The sequence below is a fragment of the Pseudomonas sp. LA5 genome, assembly GCF_028640825.1.
In the GTDB taxonomy this organism is placed as follows: Bacteria; Pseudomonadota; Gammaproteobacteria; order Pseudomonadales; family Pseudomonadaceae; genus Chryseomonas; species Chryseomonas aestiva.
The window spans coordinates 64,429-80,283 of record NZ_JAQYZY010000025.1; the positions used below are offsets into that span (position 1 = coordinate 64,429).

A 15,855-nucleotide genomic window follows, 5' to 3' on the forward strand; every position below is an offset into this window, starting at 1 on the left:
TCTCCTACGGATGAATGCTGAGGCGCACGGCCAGGGCGGCGAGGGTGGCGATCAGGATGGGAAAGGTGAGCACGCAGCCCACTCGGAAGTAGTAGCCCCAGGTGATGCGGATGCCTTTCTGGGCCAGGACGTGGAGCCAGAGCAGGGTGGCCAGGCTGCCGATCGGCGTGATCTTCGGACCCAGATCGCACCCGATGACGTTGGCGTAGATCATGGCCTGCTGGACGACCCCGCTGGCCTCACCGCCCTGGATGGACAGGGCGCCGATCAAGACGCTGGGCATGTTGTTCATGATCGAGGAGAGCAGCGCAGCGGTGAGGCCGGTGCCCAGGGTTGCCGACCACAGGCCATGACTGGCGAAGGTGTTGAGCAGGGAGGAAAGGGCCTCGGTGAGCCCCGCATTGCGCAGGCCGTAGATCACCAGGTACATGCCCAGCGAGAAGAGCACGACCTGCCAGGGGGCCTTGGCGAGTACCTGGCGTGTGGAGATGACCGATCCCTTGCCGGCGATGATGAGCAGCACAGCTGCACAGACCGCTGCCACTGCACTGATCGGAATCCCGAGCGGCTCCAAGGCGAATAGCCCGACCAGGAGGAAACCCAGGATCCACCATCCCGCCTGGAAGGTAGCGCGATCGCGAATGGCGTTCTGCGGCTGTTCGAGCGCGTGCGGGTCGTAAGACGCCGGGATGTCCTTGCGGTAGAACAGCCACAGCATCAATAGCGTCGCGGCGACGCTGACGATATTGACCGGCCACATGATCGAGGCGTATTCGCCGAAGTCGATCTGAAAGAAGTCAGCGGAAACGATGTTGACCAGGTTGGACACCACCAGTGGGAGGCTGGCCGTATCGGCGATGAAGCCCGCAGCCATGACGAAGGCAAGCGTCGAGGCCGGACTGAAGCGCAGCGCTACCAGCATGGCGATCACGATGGGTGTCAGGATGAGGGCTGCGCCGTCGTTGGCGAACAGGGCGGACACGACGGCGCCCAGCAGGATCATGTAGGCGAACAGCCTGCCTGATTTGCCGCGTCCCCAGCGGGCGACATGGAGCGCTGTCCACTCGAAAAAGCCCGCTTCATCCAGTACCAGGCTGATGATGATCACGGCGATGAAGGTAGCCGTCGCATTCCAGACGATGTTCCAGACAACAGGGACGTCGGCCAGGCTGACGGTGCCCGTCAGTAGCGCCAGTACCGCACCGCCCGCTGCGCTCCAGCCCACGCCAAGCCCTCTTGGTTGCCGGATCACCAGTACCAGGGTCAGAAGGAAGATCGATGCAGCAATCAGCATGACGCGGTCTCCACCGCGCCTGGCGGGCAGCAAGCAGCCTGCCTGGTAGGCCGGCTGTCCATTGCGGCGAGGCGATCCATCTGAGGCTGTACCCACGGCAGGTTTGCCCCGAGCGTCAGCTCCAGAACCTCCCGGGCCCAGGCAGGCAATTGGGGGTGCAGCCGGTAGTAGATCCACTGTCCTTGGCGCCGATCCTCAAGCAATCCGCAGGCGCGTAGCTGCGCAAGGTGGCGTGAGACTTTCGGCTGGCTGTCGTCGAGCGCGTGGATGAGTTCGCACACGCACAATTCCGCTTCGGCGCAGAGCATGAGCATGATGCGCCCGCGCGTATCGTCAGCGAGACATTTGAAGAAGCTGGTGGGGGACATAGCCAGAGCCTTGAATATATGAAAATCCGCATATGCGAAAATACATATGTATCAACTGGCGGTCTAGCTTCCGGCAGCTTGGCTTCCAGCTCGAGGCGGAATTGGGTAGCCGCCGTCCGCGGTGAAGCGGTGCTGCACGCTTCCTCCGTACTAGATTCTCGGCCTTCACGCCCTTGCAGGGTGTAGGTGAGTTCGGGCATGAGCTCAGGGCGGCCCAGGGCGAGTTGGTAGGCGTAGGTGTGGCCCAGGTCCTTCACGTTGTCGCCACCGCCGGCAATGGCCTCCTGCTTTTTAGCGCTGTAGATGTCGTGGAAGAAGGCCCGCAAGGCGTCGTAGCTCTCGTGATCAGCCTTGCAGTTAACCGTGCTGGTCGTCGTCTTCGTAGATCAGGCTAGCGCCTTCTGTTCTTTCGAAAATCCTGACAGGGCCAGGTAGGCCACACCTGCCATGATCGCTACGTCCGCGAGGTTGAAGACGCCTGTGTGGAGTGAGCCCAGGTTCAGGACCAGGTAGTCGACAACGTGGCCATCGCGAAAGAATCGATCGATGAGATTCGAACCGCCTCCAAGAGCGATCAGGTACAGAGCCGCCGAGCGACCTGGGGACTGCTGCCAACGCGAGAGCGCCCAGTAGCTTACGCCTGCGACAGCTGCCAGCGCGCAAAGGAAAATCAGTGATTTCACTGTCGATGGCAGATCCTGACCGATGCTGAGGAAGGCGCCAGGATTCAGACTCAGGACCACATCCATCCATAGGCTGGAGGTGCCAAGCCGATAGGAGATTGCGGCAAGCTGAGCCAACGCGGCGAGCTTAATCAGTTGGTCTATCGCTACAAAAGCCAGTCCCGCCCCTACAATAGCCCAGAGGGTCCAGGTGCTCCGCTTCATCGAAATCTCCATCTATGTACGTTAGTCGGCGGCATGATCGTATCAAAGCTGCCTTTTAACTTCGCAGATGGTTATGTCGTCGAGCATCCAAGAGGTACGGGAGCCGGGCGCGTCTCGCGTAGCTGACTTGCCTAAATTCGGTCTCGTATGGCTCTCGACGGAAGAGGCAACCGCCCCACGGATCGCTACCCAGTAAAAGCGGACACCCCTCACAGGTGTCCGCCCGCCGCCTGCCCGTTACTTCGGCATCAGTACGGTATCGACCACGTGGATCACGCCGTTGGACTGCATCACGTCGGCGATGGTGACGGCGGCCTTGCCGCCCTTGGCGTCGACCAGCCAGAGTTTGCCGTCATGCAGCTTCACGGTGAGGTCTTCGCCCTGGACGGTTTTCAGCTTGGTCATGCCGCCATGCATCTTCGCCTCGGCCATCAGTTGTTTGGCGGTGTGGGTACCGGGCACCACGTGGTAGGTCAGGATCCTGGTCAGGTCGGCCTTGTGCTCGGGCTTGACCAGGGTATCGACGGTGCCGGCCGGCAGCTTGGCGAAGGCTTCGTTGGTCGGCGCGAAGACGGTGAAGGGGCCGCTGCCATTGAGGGTGTCGACCAGACCCGCCGCCTTGACGGCCGCCACCAGCGTGGTGTGGTCCTTGGAGTTGACGGCGTTCTCGACGATGGTCTTGGACGGGTACATGGGCGCGCCGCCGACCATGACGGTATCGGCGGCGAAGCTGAGCGGGGCGGTGGCACCTAGGATCGCGAGACTGGCTACGATGGCGATGCGCTTGAGCAAGGTGTGCATGGTGCGTCTCCTGAGTTCTTCGGCCCTCCGGATGAGGGTGATGAATGTACGGAGCGGCCCGGCAAACGGATGCATCAAAGCGCGATTATTTTTCCCTGGGCGATGACCGGCCCCGTCGGCGCGCCTGTCGGCGAGCCGGTCCGCGGCTCGAGGGAGACCGCCAGTACCGCCCCTGGCGTCAGTGCCGAAGCGAGTCCCGCGGGAACGGCCAGGGTCACGGCCGTAGCGTCGTCGAGCAGGCCCAGGGAATGGGGTCTGCCATCCGTCGTGATGATCCAGGCCTCGGCGCTCCTGTCTGGCCAATCCGGCTTGCCGGTGGGCACGAACAGCAGCTGCCGGCCGTTCCCCTGCAGGGTGACGCTGAATGCCAGGCTGCCATTGCTCTGTTCCAGGCGGGCGAGCAGGGCAGGTGTCGCGACCTGGACCGGGCGCAGCAACACGAGCAGCGCCAGCACGAGGGCAGCGACCAGCGTCAGCCCGGTCGTCCAGCGCCACAGGCGCGGATTGTTCCAGCGGCGGATCGGCTCGGGTGCCGGTTCCTCTGTCGGGAACAGCCGTTTCTGGATACCGTGCCAGACGTGAGCCGGCGGTTCGACGACCGGAAACTCATCGAGCCACTCGGCGAAATGCCGCTGCCAGGCCGCCAGTTGCGCCTGGTAAGCAGGCTCCCGCCGCACGAGTTCTTCCACCTCCAGGCGTTCTTCGGCGGACAGTACGCCCAGGGCGTATTCCGCGATGAGCAGCGCCTGTCGGTCGGAAGGGGGGATCTCCTTGTCGTTCATAGGCCCAGGCACGCGCGCAGTTGCAGGAGGCCACGCCGGATCCAGCTTTTCATCGTGCCGAGCGCGATACTGTGGCGGGCGGCCAGTTCGGCATAGGAATAGCCCTCGAAGAAGGCGACCCGGATATAGGTCTGCTGGTCCTTGCCCAGGGTTTTCAGGCAGAGCTCGATCTGGCGACGCTGGCGATGGGCTTCGAAGTCTTCGGCGACGGACTGGGTTGCCGGCCACTCGGCCAGGCTGTCGAGCGGCTCGTGTCGATGCTGGGCGCGGCGTCGATCGATGCCCTTGTGGCGCGCCAGGGTCGCCATCCAGGTCAGGGCGCTGGAACGTGTGGCGTCGAAGGTGCCGGCCTTGAGCCAGATGGCGGTATAGGCCTCCTGCAGGACCTCTTCCGCCTCCGCGCGATCCCCCACGTACTGCAGGCACACGCCGAACAGTTTGCTCGCGGTCACGCGGTAGAGCGTTTCGAAGGCCAGGCGATTGCCCTGGCCGCAGGCCTGCAGCAGGACATTGAGCGCAACGGGCTCCGGGTTCGTTTCAGGGCTGGCCGATACGGCTGATCTGCTCGTCAAGGATGGCGTTCCGAAAGGAGGCGCAACAAAGGTAGCTGGGCGTCAGCCCTATCGGGGCCGAGCAGCAAGAGGCCCGGGATTGCGGTGCTTGATGGCTTCACCGCCTCGGACGACCGCAGCAGCGAGGGGCGATCTGTCCGATTTACCATCGAACGGGCGGCTTCGCAATCGCGATTACCCTCGTGCGCTAATGCTTGCTCGGGTGGCTTAGGGCGCGCGGGCCTGCCGGCTCCCTCTCCGTATCCGCTCCTTGACCACCTTTACACAAGGCTACATGCCAGGCCGTAGCTGCCTCGCGGGCTGAGCGGCTAGCATGCACGTCCAGATCGTCCGACTGTTCAGGTAGCCCCGATGTCGCTGTCATCCGAATCCCCGCGCTGGACCTCGCGCATCCTGCTAGTGGATGACGATCCGTCGATCCGCGAGTTGATCTGTGGCTATCTGGCGCGTTTCAGCATCAATGCCCGGGGGGTGGGTGACGGCCTGGAGATGCGCCGGGCGCTGGCGGAGGAGGCCTTCGATCTGGTGGTGCTGGATCTGATGCTGCCGGGGGAGGACGGGCTTTCCCTCTGTCGTTCACTGCGGCGCGACAGCGGCATTCCCATCCTGATGCTGACCGCCCAGTGCGAGCCGGCGGATCGCATCATTGGCCTGGAGCTGGGCGCCGACGACTATATGGCCAAGCCCTTCGAGCCCCGGGAACTGGTCGCGCGGATCCAGTCGGTGCTGCGCCGGACCCAGGATGGCCGCGTGCCCCAGCGCAAGGCGCCGCGGACCAGTGTCAGCTTCGATGGCTGGAAGCTCGATGGCATCCTGCATCAGCTGCACTCGCCGGCCGGGGTGATGGTACCCCTGTCCAATGCCGAGGTGCGGCTGCTGTGGGTCTTCATCGAGCAGCCGCGCCAGGTCCTGAGCCGCGAGCAGTTGCTCGACGCCACCCGCGGCCGGGCGATCGAGGCCTTCGATCGCAGCATCGATCTGCAGGTGTCGCGCTTGCGCAGCAAGCTGGGCGACGATCCCCGCGCGCCGCAGTTGATCAAGACGGTGCGCGGCGAGGGCTATCTGTTCGATGCCAGGCAGATAGGGCACTAGCCGTGCGCCGCCTGGATACGCTGTTCGCCCGCCTGTTCGCGGTCTTTCTACTGGCCATCCTGCTGGGCCATCTGCTGGCCTTTTTCTGGTTTCGGCATGGACTCGGCGAGCGACCGCCGCCACCGCCGCCACCCATGGAGGGTGAAGCCGCCTTCGATCGGCCACCGCCGCCCGGGCCTTTCCCGCACCGGGAGCCCGGCGTCTGGCGGCGCATCGAGTGGTTTCTCGGCGGCCCGCTGATCTTCCAGCTGGGCTCGCTGGTGATCGCCGCCTGGCTCGGTGCGCGATTGCTGACGCGGCCGCTACGCCAGCTGACCGAGACCGCCGAACACCTCAGCCATAACCTCGACGGTTCGCCCATTCCGGTCACCGGCCCCTGGGAGACCCGGGAAGCCGCGCGGGCGCTCAACCGCATGCACCAGCATCTGCTCGAACAGCTCCAGCAGCGCGGGCGCATGCTCACGGCCATCTCCCATGACCTGCGCACGCCCCTGGCGCGGGTGAAGCTGCGCATCGAGGACATCGACGATCCGCGCCTGCATGCCCGGGTCAGCCAGGACGTGGATGACATGATCGAGTTGCTCGACGGCACCCTGAGGTATCTCCGCGAACAGCACCGCCAGGAGCGTCCCATCCTCTGCGACGTGCAGGCGCTGGTCGAGGCCATGGCCGAAGATGCGGCGGAGGAGGGCGCCCAGGTCGCTGTCGAGGGCAGCTGCCAGCCGTTGAAGGTGGCGCCCATGGCGTTGCGCTCCTGCCTGGGCAATCTGCTGCAGAATGCCCTGCGCTACGCCGGCCAGGCGGAGATCTGCCTGAGCGAGCAACCGGAGCGGCTGCTGATCTCCATCCTCGACCGCGGGCCGGGGATACCAGCCCAGTATCGGGAAGCGGTGTTCGAACCCTTCTATCGCCTGGAGGGCTCGCGCAATCGATCCTCGGGTGGGACCGGGCTGGGGCTGGCCATCGCGCGGGAAGCGGCGGCGCACATGGGCGGCGAGCTGACCCTCGGGGAAACGCCCGGCGGCGGCCTGACCTGCCAGGTGGTGCTGCCACGCCCCTGATGTATCGCCGGGCATACAAAGTGACCAAATGGCTGACATCTACCCGGCGGATACTGGGCGGTGCGGAACACTGATGTCCGCATTCCCGGGAGAGACATCCATGATCAGCGGAATAGGCAGTGGCTACTCCAGCTACTACAGCAGTGCCAGCGCGATCAAAGGCACAGGCACGACAGCGTCCGGTAATAGCGTCAGCGGCAGCGAAGACGGCAATCCGTTGCAGAAGCTGTTCGGCAAGCTCGACGCCGATGGCGACGGTTCCATCAGTAAGAGCGAACTCGCCACCGCCGCCAGCGCGGCGAGCGATACCCAGACGGATACCGACCAGAGCGGGGCTATCGACGTCGACAAGCTGCTCGGCATGCTCGACCAGGATGGTGATGGCAGCGTCGGCGAAAGCGAATTCGCTTCGGTCTTCGCACCGCCTCCCGTTGGTCCCCAGGGGCAAGGGGGCACCGAGGATTCCGGCGATTCCAGCGTCGCCGGACCAGGTGGTTCGGCGCGTCCGCGCATGCCGCCGCCACCGCCGCAGGAGGCGAGCGGGCAAGGGGACAGCGAGGCCGATTCCAGCGCTCAGACGTCGTCGAGCCCCTACACGCAACTGGTCCAGGCGGTATTGCGGCAGTACCAGAGCATTGGCAGCAACGGCAGCAGCACCGCCACGGGCAGCACCTTGAACGTGGCCGCCTGAGCGGAGATCGGCAACACAGGGCAGGGCGGCCAGCGGCCGTCCGGTCTGCGCAATCACCTTGCACTCGATTCCCTTCTTGCCACCAGCTCCCTTCAGGGGCGAGTACCTTGGCTTACGGCTAATCGGACTGGACCTCATCGCCTGCCGCCGCTCCGCGAAAAATTCTCCAGCTGTTTCAAGATGTTGCTATCGCAGGTAGGGCTTGGCTTGTTGCGAAAACGTTATGATATAACGTGCGCCTTCATTGGTTTGGCCGATGCTCGGCTGTCAGCTGCGGGTATCGGCGCTTTCGCTCTGCTAAGGACTGTTATGCCTGTATCTCGCACCCTCCGGTCGGCGCTGACCGCTTCGGCGTTGGCGACCCTGGTCGCCTTCGTGCCGCCGCTTTCCAGCGCCGAGGAACGCGTCTTCGACGTGGTCGGCCCCTTCGAGATCGGTGGGCTGGATCCGTCGATTTCCGGCTTCGTCTTCCAGCGCATGCAGATCACCGAGACGCTGCTCGAAGCCGATGCCCAGGGCCAGCCAGTCCCTGGCCTGGCAGTGCGCTGGACCGAATCGGCGGATGGCCTTACCTGGCGGCTCACCATTCGCCAGGGGGTGAAATTCCATGACGGCAGCGTCCTCACGGCAGAAGCCGCGGCCGCTGCCCTCAATGCGGCACGGGGCAAGCCCGGGGTGCTCAAGCAGGCGGGCACGGAATCGGTCACTGCCGAGGGCAACGAGGTGGTGATCCGCCTGACGAAACCCTTCAAGCCCTTGCTGGCGCTGCTGGCGCATTCCTCCACCAATATCCTGGCGCCGGCCGCCTACGACGGCGAAGGCAAGGTACAGCAGATCATCGGCACGGGGCCGTACCAGCTGACCCTGCTAGAACCCCCGCAACGCCTGGCTGCCAAGCGCTTCGCGGGCTACTGGGGCGCCCAGCCGGAGATCGCCAGGACCTCCTACTTGGCCGCGGGCCGCGGTGAGACCCGCACCCTGATGGCCGAGAGCGGCGATGCTGAGCTGGTGTTCCAGCTCGACCCGCCCAGCATTGCCCGCCTCAAGCGCTCCAGCAGTCTCAAGGTGCTGATCGAGCCAGTCCCGCGAGTGGTGCTGCTGACCCCCAACTCCGGTGCCGGCGCCACCGCGCCGGTGGAAGTACGGCAGGCACTCAGCCTGGCCATCCAGCGCGAAGGCGTCGCCGCCGCCGTGTTACGCGCGCCGGGTACCGGGGCGACTCAGCTGTTTGCCAGGAATGTGCCCGCCTGGCACGACCCCGAGCTGGCGCCGCTCGCCTACGATCCGGCGGCATCGCGCAAGCTGCTGGCCGGGCAGGGCTGGACACCGGGATCCGATGGCATCCTGCAAAAGGACGGCACGCCGCTCAGGCTCAAGCTGCTGACCTATTCCGACAGACCCGAGCTGCCGCTGATCGCCACCGCGCTGCAGGCGCAGTTGCGCGAAGTGGGCGTGGACGTGGAGGTCGCGGTGCAGAACTCAAGCGCCATCCCGGCCGCGCACAACGATGGCTCGCTGCAACTGGCACTCTATGGCCGCAACTTCGCCCTGGTCCCGGATCCCCTGGTTACTCTGCTCAATGATTTCGGCCACGGCGGTGCGGAATGGGGTCCGTTGGGCTGGAAGAACCCGGTCTTCGACCATGCGCTGGCCGCGCTGCTGGCCAGCGACGATCCGGCCGAGCAACAGCGCCAGCGCCATGCCGCCATGGCCCAGGTGCAAAAGGACCTGCCGGTGATTCCGGTGGCCTGGTATCGCCAGACGATGGCCGTGTCCAATGCCGTCGAAGGCGCCGCCATCGATCCCTTCGAGCGCACCTTCGGCCTGAGCAAGCTGCGGTGGACCCCATGACCCGCTTGCTTGCCTTTCGCCTGCTGCAGGCGGGGCTGGTCGCCCTGCTGGTCGGCGGTCTCACCTTCCTGTTCATGAATCTGCTGCCGGGAGACGCCGCCTACCGCATCGCGGCCGCGCGTTACGGCTATGATCTGGTGGATACCGCCGCAGCTGCGGCGGTGCGGGCCGAGCTGAATCTGGATCAGCCCCTGCTGTGGCGCTTCCTCGCCTGGATCGGCGATCTGCTGACCCTGGATCTCGGCCATTCGCTGGTCTCCGGCAAGCCGGTGATGGATGTCGTCGCCCATGAACTGGGCAGCTCCATCCGCCTGGCCATCGGCGCCGTCTGCCTGTCGCTGCTGCTGGGCCCGCCGCTGGGCGTGGTGGCCGGTCTGCGTCCGGGGAGTCTGCTGGACCGCGGCCTGCTGGTGCTGACCACCGCGATCCGCGCGCTGCCGCAATTCGTCCTGGGCGTGATCTTCGTGCTGCTGTTCGCCATCTCCTGGCAGCTGTTCCCGGCGGCCGGTCACGGTACCTTCTGGCACAGCGTCTTGCCCACGCTGACCCTGGCCCTGGGGCTGGCCGCGGTGTCGTCGCGGGTCGCCCGGGACGCCACGGTGGAGGTCGCCGCGTCCGCCTACTACCGCTTCGGCCGCCTCAAGGGCCTGAGAGGCGCCAGCGTCTTCCTGCGCCATGGCCTGCGCAACATCGGCGTGCCGGTGGTGACCTACCTGGGCGTGCAGCTGGTGTATCTCATCGAGGGCGTGGTGGTGGTGGAGACGCTGTTCGCCTGGCCGGGCATCGGTCACGGTCTGGTCCACGCCATCGTCCAGCGCGACGTGCCCATGGTGCAGGGCACCGCCCTGGCGATGGGGCTGCTGTTCGTCATCCTCAATACCCTGGTCGATCTCGCCAACCACCTGATCGATCCGCGCGGGAGAAACGCATGAATCTCGACGCTACCCTCGCTGCGGCGGCGCCTCCGGTCAAATCCTCCGCGCGCGGGCTCGGCCTGGGCCTGCTGGCGACACTGATCGCCTTCGCCGTACTCACCCCGCTGCTCTGGCCGGGCGATATCGCCCGTCAGGACTATGAGGCGATCCTCGCGGGGCCCAGCAGCGCCTATCCGCTGGGTACCGATCACCTGGGCCGCGACATGCTGGCGCGGCTGTCGGTGGCCATCCGCTTCTCGCTGGGGCTGGCCTTCATCAGCGTCTGCACCGCCGCCATTCCCGGCGTGCTGCTGGGCATCCTGGCCGCCTGGAAAGGCGGACTGGTCGACAAGCTGCTGGGCGGCCTGGCCGAGCTGTTCCTGGCCTTGCCGGGGTTGCTGCTGGTGCTGCTGATCGTCGCGGTGTTTCCCGGCTCCTTCGTCGCCCTCTACAGCGCCGTGGCCCTGGTGCTCTGGGTGGAGTATTTCCGCATGACCCGGGCGCTGGCGCGCACCGTGCTGGCCTCGCCGGCGGTGGCCGCCAGCGGGCTGCTGGGCTTCGGCCCCGTCTACATCATCCGCCGCCATCTCTGGCCGCAGATGGCGCCGCTGCTCCTGACCATCGCCGCCTTTGGCGCCGCCTCGACCATCATGGCCATCGCCGCCCTGGGTTTCGTCAGCATCGGCGTGCGCCCGCCCACGGCCGAGCTGGGCCTGATGATCACCGAGTTGCTGCCCTATTACGCCGAGGCACCCCTGGTCATGGGCCTGCCTATCCTGGCGATCTTTCTAACCGTGCTGTCGCTACTGCTCATCACCGGAGGGCGCAAGCCATGACCGCCTTGCTCACGACCACGGCGCTGGAGATCCGCACCGCCGAGGCCCGATTGGTGGAACCGCTGTCAATCCGCCTGGCGCCGGGGCAGGTGTTGTCGATCATCGGCGAGACCGGCTCGGGCAAGAGCCTGTTCGCCCAGGGCGTCGTCGGCAACCTGCCGGCGGGGCTGCAGGCCCACGGGCAGATAGGCCTGGCGGACGGCTTCAGCGAAGAAGGCCGCGAGGCCGGTCGCCGTAAGCACTGGGGCAGGGGGCTGGCGGTGCTGCCCCAGGAACCCTGGCTGAGCCTGGACCCGACCATGCAGGCACGCTCCCAGGTCGCCGAGACCTACACCCAGGTCGTCGGCCTCGCCCGTGCCGAAGCCCGCGACCGGGCCAGCGCGGATCTGGCGCGGCTGGGCCTGGCCGGCGCCGAGCGCAAGTATCCCTTCCAGCTGTCCGGGGGCATGGCCCAGCGCCTGGCCTTTGCCGCCACCCATGCCGGTGGCTCGCCAGTGCTGATCGCCGACGAGCCGACCAAAGGGCTGGATCGCGACCGCATCGACGAGGTCATCGACCTGCTCAAGGCCATGCTGGCCGAGGGAGGCAGCCTGCTCATCATCACCCACGACCTGGAAGTCGCGCGCCGCCTGGGCGGCGAGGTGATGATCATGCTCAAGGGACGGGTCATCGAATCCGGTACGGCCGAGCAGGTGCTGCGCCAGCCGCAGCATGCCTATACCCGTGAACTGCTGGCCGCCGATCCCGCCCAGTGGCCGAAGCGTACCTCGCGAGCCATTACCGACGAAGCCGTGGTGACGGTGGAGGACCTTGCCGCCCAGCGCGGTGGCAAGCAGCTGTTCGAGGGATTGTCCTTTGGCGTCCGGCCTGGGGAGATTCTCGGCGTGACGGGACCGTCTGGCTGCGGCAAGTCGACCCTCGGCGACATCCTGCTTGGCCTGGCCGCGCACAGCGCGGGTGCGATCCGCCGCCAGCCGGGTCTCGGTCGCTTCGCCTTCCAGAAGCTGCACCAGGATCCGGTGGCTGCCTTCGCGCCCTCGGTGACCATTCGCCAACTGCTGGCGGATCTGGTGCGGCTGCATCGGCTGGATACAGCGCGGATTGGGCGGCTGATGCAGCGCCTGCGCCTCGACGAGCGTCTGCTGGATCGACTGCCCGGCAACATCTCCGGAGGTGAGTTGCAGCGCTTTTCCCTGCTGCGCGTGCTGCTGCTCGACCCGGCGCTGATCTTCGCTGACGAGCCCAGCTCGCGGCTGGACCTCATTACCCAGAAGGAGATGATCGAGCTGCTGGTCGAGACCGCCGAGGAATCCGGAACCGCCATCCTCCTGGTCAGCCACGACGAGGACCTGGTGGGCGCCGTCGCCGATCGGCGCATCCACCTGACAGATCCGGCGGCGCCGATGCGCAGTCAGGCGGAGTTGAACTCCCGGCCTGAGGCGCCGGAGGTGGTTTTCGCCGCCCACGACTAGGATTTTCGCCGGTATCCCTCAGTACCGGCAGCACCCTTCCAGCTAAGCGACTCGTCTGACATGCGATGGCAGCGGTCACGTGCTGGGCGCAACAAACGTCCAGTGAGGTTCGCTGCGCGCTGAAAAAAGCGTCGGGTATCCAGGCCCTGCTCCGAAAGCGGCAGGTTTCAACTTGGTATTACTTTACCAAGAATTCTTGGTAGTGATTTTTGGACTGGTTAGAAAGAGATCCTGGGTTGGCCAAGCAAACTTGCACAGCTCCTGAGTCGAAACTTCCTGAGCTTGGCGCACTGAGCGATGGGATCGATGTTTTTCCGTCTGTATCTGTTAGATGAGGGACAAGGCGTGGGCTTCGTGAATCGCGCTAGAACATTCTTATAATATGTCCGTCTTTTTATAGTAGGTGCTCGATTTCTATTGGAGATATAGGAGGTGAGCTGCGGTAAAAAACCTTAATAACTTAAATATCCAAATTTGAATTTTAGGTGAAAAGACGCCGTAAACCTTGACGCCTGGCGATAGGAAAAAGCAGCATTACGCATCCCGTGTCGACGTGCCCTTGCTGCCAATCGACTGCACTAGTCGATTGCGCGGCAGTGTCTGCACGTAAGTAGAAGCTGCCCGCGAAGTTCATGTGACAACTGATTTCTACTTCTTTGACTGTGTGCGAGATTTTCAGCGGTTTTATCCGGCTAGTTTCGGCGTGGCAGTGAGTTATATCGAAAGATTGAACAGGCAGGCTTGCAAGTCCGTTGTTTTCGAAAATTAAGAGATCGAGTAACTCCTATGTCCGCTTTGTTTTCTTTCTGGTAGTCGATTCGCCAGCACTATGACCTGATTTCAGAGCCCGTACTGGGGAGTGCGGGCTCTCTTCAACGCGCATTTCAAGCCACGCCGGTGCGGCTCTGCTGTCCGGTGCACGTCTGGCTGCGCGTCTTCAACCACTAGTAGTCGCCGACAATGAATAGGGGAAGTTATGCAAAGCACGCGTAATCAGAAAGGAGCGATATCCAATACCCATTTGACCAGTTTCAGCCGACTCCTCGGCCGCTGGACGTTTGGGGTGGTGGGCGGCTGTACGCTGCTGCTTGGCTGCAATGCAGCCTTCGCGGAGGGCTTGGTGGACGACAGCAAACTGGTGCTGACGGTACGCAACTTCTACTTCAACAGTGACCGCGCCAACGGACGGGCGAATCAGGAAGACTGGACCCAGGGTTTCCTGCTGGACTATCAGTCAGGGTTCACACCGGGTCCCGTGGGTATTGGGGTCGATGCCTTCGGCTATCTGGGCCTCAAGCTCGATGGCGGCCCCGGACGCCGTGGCACCGGTAACTTGCCCGTTCATGCCGGGAATGAGCCGGCTGATGAATATTCCCGTGCCGGTGCTGCGCTGAAGCTGCGGCTGGGCAATACCGTGGTGCGCTATGGTCAACAGGCGCCCACGGCGCCGGTCTTCGCCATCAGCACCAGTCGCCTGCTGCCGCAGACCGCCACGGGGTGGAGCGTGCTCAGTAGCGACATGGCGGATCTGTTGCTGGAAGCAGGGCATTTCACCTCTTCCACCGATCAGGTCAGCACTAACCGCGATGGCGATCTCTGGGCCGGATACGCGCGGCAGCGCGCCGATCACATCGATTTCGCCGGTGGCAAGTACAGCCCGGTCAAGGGGGTCAGCCTGTCGCTCTATGCGGCGCAGCTAGATGACATCTGGAACCAGTACTACGGCAACCTGAATCTGGTAAGGGCGCTGTCCAGCACCCAGGCACTCACCTTCGATGCCAATCTCTATCACACACGGGATACCGGAGCGGCCAAGGCTGGCCCGATCGACAATACGTCCTATAGCCTCGCCGCTGCCTTCAGCCAGGGACCTCACACCTTCACGCTGGGCTGGCAGCAGATCGATGGTGATACGCCGTTCGACTACGTGGCCTTGGGCGACAACGATCGCCTCGGCGGCGGTATCCTCCTGGGCAACGCCGTGATGCTCTCCGACTTCAATGCCCCTGGCGAACGCTCCTGGCAAGCGCGCTACGATCTCAGCTTCAAGACGCTCGGCGTGCCCGGCCTCAGCCTGATGACCCGCTACCTCGAGGGCTCCGGTATCGATGGTCGCGAGCTGCCGGTCAACAGCGCCTATCGTGGGCTCTACGGCGCAGACGATCACGAGCGGGAAGTCGACCTGGAGGGTCGCTACGTCCTGCAAGCGGGAGCGGCCAAAGGACTGTCGATCCGGGTCCGCCAGGCCTGGCACCACGGCTCGCCGTCCACCGGCGGTTCGGTCAATCAGCTGCGGGTCATCCTCGACTATCCGCTGCAATTGCTCTGACGCTCGCGTAATCCCCAATGGACGCCGCGACCGCTGGCAAGCGGTTCGCGGCCGTCCGTCGTCGCTGGCTTAAGCGGGCCCCGCTGCGCCGATAGCCCTAATAGTCATTTTATTAGGGATAACCCTCATGAGTCTTCGCAGCCTCAACGTCGCGCCCCGCGCCGTGCTGTTCTTTTCCGTCATCGTCCTGATCGTCTTCGCCCTCGGTGGCGTCGCCGTGGTGCAGATGGGCAAGCTCTTCGAGGCGGAGCAGGAAGTGGAGACCAACTGGCTGCCGGGCAACCAGCTGGCGGCGAAGATGAGTGGCGGATTGCTGCGGCTGCGCCTGGAAAGTCTCAGGGCCACCACCACACCGGATCCGCAGCTGCGCGCCCAGACGGTCGCGGCCTTTCCCGGTTATCGCGATGCCTTCTTCACGGCGGTCAAGGACTACGAAAAGACCCTGGCCAACGCTGAAGACCGCCAGTTGTACGGCGCCGTGGTCAAGGGCGCCGAGAGCTACCGGACCCTGCTGGATGCCTTCGAGCCCAAGCTGCGCGCGGGTGACAACGAAGGCGCCATCGTCCTGATCAACACCTCGATCCGTCCGCTCACCAACGCGCTGGAAAAGACCATTGCCGAACTGAGCGCCTTCAACGAGCGCGGTGCCCAGGCTGCGGGGCAGGCGGCGGGCGCCACCTATGCCAACGGCCTGTTCTGGGTCTATGGGCTGATCGGCCTGACCATAGCGGCCACCGTCGTGCTTGCGGCTCTGCTGATCCGCAGCATCACCCTGCCGGTGGGTGAGGCCTTGCGCATTGCCCAGCGGATCGCCCGCAAGGACCTTACCGAACGGATCACCGTGGTCGGTCGCGACGAAGCGGCCGGCATGCTGCAGGCCCTGGCCCAGATGCAGGGCAATCTGC

At 64.7% G+C, this 15,855-nt stretch carries 14 protein-coding genes and 1 pseudogene; 9 read left to right on the forward strand and 6 right to left on the reverse strand.

Annotation, left to right across the window (positions count from 1 at the left end):
• Positions 1-4: 4 nt before the first annotated feature.
• From PVZ72_RS06970 to PVZ72_RS07000, 6 genes are all read right to left on the reverse strand, one after another.
• Positions 5-1,294, reverse strand: coding sequence for an arsenic transporter (locus PVZ72_RS06970; RefSeq protein WP_273861523.1), 1,290 nt, complete (start codon positions 1,292-1,294; stop codon positions 5-7).
• Positions 1,288-1,662 (reverse strand): metalloregulator ArsR/SmtB family transcription factor, encoded by a 375-nt coding sequence (locus tag PVZ72_RS06975; protein WP_309739246.1) that lies wholly within the window; start codon positions 1,660-1,662, stop codon positions 1,288-1,290. The genes PVZ72_RS06970 and PVZ72_RS06975 overlap by 7 nt, the downstream gene beginning before the upstream one ends.
• Before the next feature lie 386 nt (positions 1,663-2,048).
• The gene (gene lspA, locus PVZ72_RS06985) at positions 2,049-2,549 is read right to left on the reverse strand and encodes a signal peptidase II (protein ID WP_273861524.1); all 501 of its coding nucleotides are present in this window, start codon (positions 2,547-2,549) and stop codon (positions 2,049-2,051) included.
• A 237-nt stretch (positions 2,550-2,786) separates the two neighbouring features.
• Positions 2,787-3,350: a fasciclin domain-containing protein gene (locus PVZ72_RS06990; RefSeq protein ID WP_273861525.1), complete on the reverse strand. Its 564-nt coding sequence runs from the start codon at positions 3,348-3,350 to the stop codon at positions 2,787-2,789.
• Positions 3,351-3,424: 74 nt separating this feature from the next.
• The gene (locus PVZ72_RS06995) at positions 3,425-4,132 is read right to left on the reverse strand and encodes an anti-sigma factor (protein WP_273861526.1); all 708 of its coding nucleotides are present in this window, start codon (positions 4,130-4,132) and stop codon (positions 3,425-3,427) included.
• Positions 4,129-4,704, reverse strand: coding sequence for a sigma-70 family RNA polymerase sigma factor (locus PVZ72_RS07000; protein WP_273861527.1), 576 nt, complete (start codon positions 4,702-4,704; stop codon positions 4,129-4,131). Before PVZ72_RS07000 ends, PVZ72_RS06995 begins: the two co-directional genes overlap by 4 nt.
• A 351-nt stretch (positions 4,705-5,055) precedes the next feature.
• Here PVZ72_RS07000 and PVZ72_RS07005 point away from each other — a divergent pair, with 351 nt between their 5' ends.
• The 9 genes and pseudogenes from PVZ72_RS07005 to PVZ72_RS24165 all read left to right on the forward strand — a co-directional run.
• Positions 5,056-5,796, forward strand: a complete 741-nt coding sequence (locus PVZ72_RS07005) for a response regulator (RefSeq protein ID WP_273861528.1) — start codon at positions 5,056-5,058, stop codon at positions 5,794-5,796.
• 2 nt (positions 5,797-5,798) lie between these two features.
• Positions 5,799-6,857, forward strand: a complete 1,059-nt coding sequence (locus tag PVZ72_RS07010; RefSeq protein ID WP_273861529.1) for an ATP-binding protein — start codon at positions 5,799-5,801, stop codon at positions 6,855-6,857.
• Positions 6,858-6,957: 100 nt separating this feature from the next.
• Complete coding sequence (locus tag PVZ72_RS07015; protein WP_273861530.1) at positions 6,958-7,548, forward strand: EF-hand domain-containing protein; 591 nt, start codon at positions 6,958-6,960, stop codon at positions 7,546-7,548.
• 309 nt (positions 7,549-7,857) lie between these two features.
• Positions 7,858-9,399: an ABC transporter substrate-binding protein gene (locus PVZ72_RS07020; protein ID WP_273861531.1), complete on the forward strand. Its 1,542-nt coding sequence runs from the start codon at positions 7,858-7,860 to the stop codon at positions 9,397-9,399.
• Positions 9,396-10,331 (forward strand): ABC transporter permease, encoded by a 936-nt coding sequence (locus PVZ72_RS07025; protein WP_273861532.1) that lies wholly within the window; start codon positions 9,396-9,398, stop codon positions 10,329-10,331. Before PVZ72_RS07020 ends, PVZ72_RS07025 begins: the two co-directional genes overlap by 4 nt.
• Complete coding sequence (locus PVZ72_RS07030) at positions 10,328-11,149, forward strand: ABC transporter permease (RefSeq protein ID WP_273861533.1); 822 nt, start codon at positions 10,328-10,330, stop codon at positions 11,147-11,149. The genes PVZ72_RS07025 and PVZ72_RS07030 overlap by 4 nt, the downstream gene beginning before the upstream one ends.
• On the forward strand, positions 11,146-12,621 hold the full coding sequence (locus PVZ72_RS07035; protein ID WP_252977126.1) for an ABC transporter ATP-binding protein: 1,476 nt from the start codon (positions 11,146-11,148) through the stop codon (positions 12,619-12,621). The genes PVZ72_RS07030 and PVZ72_RS07035 overlap by 4 nt, the downstream gene beginning before the upstream one ends.
• 1,120 nt (positions 12,622-13,741) lie before the next feature.
• A complete protein-coding gene (locus PVZ72_RS07040; protein ID WP_273861534.1) occupies positions 13,742-14,950 on the forward strand; it encodes an OprD family porin in 1,209 nt (402 codons plus the stop codon).
• Positions 14,951-15,077: 127 nt separating this feature from the next.
• Positions 15,078-15,848 (forward strand): annotated as a pseudogene (locus PVZ72_RS24165) (MCP four helix bundle domain-containing protein); the annotation flags it as partial.
• Positions 15,849-15,855: the final 7 nt, after the last annotated feature.

Coding starts and splice junctions, on each gene's coding strand:
- PVZ72_RS06970 (WP_273861523.1), bottom strand. CDS start 1,294: ATGCTGATTGCTGCATCGATCTTCCTTCTGACCCTGGTACTGGTGATC.
- PVZ72_RS07030 (WP_273861533.1), top strand. CDS start 10,328: ATGAATCTCGACGCTACCCTCGCTGCGGCGGCGCCTCCGGTCAAATCC.
- PVZ72_RS07015 (WP_273861530.1), top strand. CDS start 6,958: ATGATCAGCGGAATAGGCAGTGGCTACTCCAGCTACTACAGCAGTGCC.
- PVZ72_RS06990 (WP_273861525.1), bottom strand. CDS start 3,350: ATGCACACCTTGCTCAAGCGCATCGCCATCGTAGCCAGTCTCGCGATC.
- PVZ72_RS07020 (WP_273861531.1), top strand. CDS start 7,858: ATGCCTGTATCTCGCACCCTCCGGTCGGCGCTGACCGCTTCGGCGTTG.
- PVZ72_RS07035 (WP_252977126.1), top strand. CDS start 11,146: ATGACCGCCTTGCTCACGACCACGGCGCTGGAGATCCGCACCGCCGAG.
- PVZ72_RS06995 (WP_273861526.1), bottom strand. CDS start 4,132: ATGAACGACAAGGAGATCCCCCCTTCCGACCGACAGGCGCTGCTCATC.
- PVZ72_RS06975 (WP_309739246.1), bottom strand. CDS start 1,662: ATGTCCCCCACCAGCTTCTTCAAATGTCTCGCTGACGATACGCGCGGG.
- lspA (WP_273861524.1), bottom strand. CDS start 2,549: ATGAAGCGGAGCACCTGGACCCTCTGGGCTATTGTAGGGGCGGGACTG.
- PVZ72_RS07025 (WP_273861532.1), top strand. CDS start 9,396: ATGACCCGCTTGCTTGCCTTTCGCCTGCTGCAGGCGGGGCTGGTCGCC.
- PVZ72_RS07005 (WP_273861528.1), top strand. CDS start 5,056: ATGTCGCTGTCATCCGAATCCCCGCGCTGGACCTCGCGCATCCTGCTA.